We start from the raw sequence: 2543 nt of genomic DNA, 5'->3' as shown, positions 1-2543 counted from the left end.
GTTAAAAGCTGAACATCACTAATGATCGATTTCGTTAAATCGTTTACTGCAAATTCTCTCGCATTTCTACCATCTTCAAGGTGTTTCTGAAGATTCTGAAGCGTTTCGTACGTCAAAATATCCTCTTTCTTACCAGATTTGATGAACTTCTTTGCCTTTTCAACAGCTTTTCCTACTGTTTCCAAATCTTTCAACTGAAGTTCGATATCGATAATTTCTTTATCTCTCAATGGATCAACCGAACCTTCAACGTGAACGATATTTCCGTTATCAAAACATCTTAAAACATGAATAATCGCTTCACACTCACGAATATTTGCCAGGAATTGGTTTCCTAAACCTTCTCCTTTACTCGCTCCTTTTACAAGACCTGCAATGTCAACAATCTCTACAACAGCAGGCAAAACTCTTTCAGGATTTACCAGTTTTTCAAGCTCGAATAATCTCTGATCCGGTACAGAAACCGTTCCTAAGTTCGGCTCGATGGTACAGAAAGGATAATTCGCCGACTGTGCTTTAGCATTGCTTAAGCAGTTAAAAAGAGTTGATTTACCTACATTCGGTAAGCCTACGATTCCACATTTCATAATAGTGAGTTCAAAGTTTGAGGTTTAAAGTGCGAGGTTAAATTACCTTTCACTTTCAGCGTGCAAATATAGTGAAGTTTAATCGTATTTCATAATAAAAAAATCCGCCAACATTTTTGACGGATTTTTTCAGAAATAATTTTAAAGCATCTGTGTTTATGGATTATCTCCTGTAGCGTCCTGAGCCAACGGAACATCATTTGGCGCCGAAGCCATTGCATTATCTAAGGTGAATAACGATTCGTCGGTAGCTCTGTCTCCACCCGCAATTTTTAATTTATCAATTAGGTTTGAAGCTAAAGTTTCTTCCTCGATCTGTTCCTGAACAAACCACTGCATAAAATTCCAGGTTGCCCAGTCTTTTTCTTCCAAAGCCATATCTACCAAACGGTAAATGGCAGTTGTATTGTCTACTTCATGTTTAAAAACTCCGTCGAAACATGCTGTCAAAGTTTCGGGATCAGCAGGCGGAGCGGGAATGGCTTCAACTCTTGGTTTTCCGCCTCTGTTTAAAACATATTCCATAAATTTTATAGAATGATTTCTCTCTTCCTGTGCATGACGGTACAAAAAATTAGCAATTCCCTGGTAACCTTTATCATCTGCCCAAATTCCGTACGATAAAAATGTATGCGAAGCGTGAATTTCTTTATTCATCTGGTCACTCAATGCTCTTTCCAGCGCAGGTGAAAGTCTGTTAGTATTCATAATTGTATATTTAAATGTGATTATTATTAAAGATACAAAAATGATTCCGCGAGAAGTATTTTATTATTTTTTTAAACCATCAAAAACACAAACCACTATCAATCACACATTTAAGAGTCTAATTTATAGTTAGTCTAAAATAAAATGAGCGCTCATTCTAAAAATCAGCTTTAAATTTAAAAATTTAATTATTTTTTTGTTAGTTTAGCGAGATATGAGTCTTCATCCTGAAGCACTTTTTCTATTTTAAAACCGTTATTTTCGGCGGCATTTTTTAACGTATTAAAATCAAGATACAGCCATTTGATAGGATCTTCAGACTCACCTTTATAATGTACAATATAATCGAGTTCACCATAATATCCTTCCGCAGGAATGTAAACTCCGCCGTCTTCATCGGCATCAAACATATACAGAATATCAGTACTGTCAATAAGAATCTGCCCGCTTTTATTTAATAGAGAATGGAGTTTTTTAAGATAAATATCAATCACCTTCAAGCTCTGAAAAATTCCGGTTCCATTCATTAATAAAAGAACAGTATCGAAAGTTCCTTCAGAAAATTCAAGCATATTCTGAGCAACTGCTTTTTTAATGCCTCTTAATTGACAAACTTCAATCGACTTTGGTGAAATGTCTAAAGCGGTAACATCTAAATTCTTTTCATTCTGAAGATATAAAGAATGCGAACCCGCTCCTGCTCCGATGTCCAAAACCTTTCCATAAGATAACTTCAAAGCTTTCTTTTCAATTTTATTCATCTCTTCAAAATCTCTGAAAAGATAAGCTACCGGAAGTTCATCAAGTTCGGAAATAGAAGTTTCAGTCTGCAGATCTTGTGGATTTTCGTTGTGAAAATAATCCCAGATAGCGCGTCCCATTAAGTCTTTCATAGTGGTAAATGTGGGTGCAAAGATAATTCTTTACAATTTAATTTTATTTCAATTTAATTATATCAATTTAGACTATATTTGAATTTAACCTAATATTGATTTGTAGAAATGAAATTTTTTATAAGATACTTTAGTATTGTAATTCTTTTTCTAATTTTAATATTACAAACTCAGACTTACACTGATTTTACTGCTTCAAAATCAAACATAATCATCTTACCAATATTAATTATCTTGATTGTAATGAATGTTATTTTTCTTTATGTAAAACAAGAAAATAATGATATAACAACTCACATTATTCTTTTGATATTGGTTGTTTTATTTGGGATAAATCTATTTTTTAATATTAAAC

At 33.4% G+C, this 2543-nt stretch carries 3 protein-coding genes; all 3 read right to left on the bottom strand.

The window, feature by feature from the left end:
- Nucleotides 1-587: GTPase (locus tag AB4Y90_RS17440; RefSeq protein ID WP_441558836.1), on the bottom strand; the 587-nt coding region annotated here is incomplete at its 3' end.
- A 156-nt stretch (nucleotides 588-743) separates the two neighbouring features.
- Nucleotides 744-1295 carry a ferritin gene (locus AB4Y90_RS17435; RefSeq protein ID WP_441558835.1) on the bottom strand — a complete coding sequence of 184 codons (552 nt, stop codon included), beginning with the start codon at nucleotides 1293-1295 and terminating at the stop codon, nucleotides 744-746.
- Nucleotides 1296-1483: 188 nt separating this feature from the next.
- A complete protein-coding gene (locus tag AB4Y90_RS17430) occupies nucleotides 1484-2188 on the bottom strand; it encodes a class I SAM-dependent methyltransferase (RefSeq protein WP_441558834.1) in 705 nt (234 codons plus the stop codon).
- Nucleotides 2189-2543 lie beyond the last annotated feature (355 nt).

This window comes from Chryseobacterium sp. 2TAF14 (genome assembly GCF_052115105.1).
Lineage (GTDB): Bacteria > Bacteroidota > Bacteroidia > Flavobacteriales > Weeksellaceae > Chryseobacterium.
Note: the sequence above shows the minus strand (reverse complement) of the source record. Positions and strands in the feature narration are given on the sequence as shown.

Bases quoted from the DNA above. Each gene is read 5' to 3' on its own strand.
- AB4Y90_RS17435 (WP_441558835.1), bottom strand. From the start codon at position 1,295: ATGAATACTAACAGACTTTCACCTGCGCTGGAAAGAGCATTGAGTGAC.
- AB4Y90_RS17430 (WP_441558834.1), bottom strand. From the start codon at position 2,188: ATGAAAGACTTAATGGGACGCGCTATCTGGGATTATTTTCACAACGAA.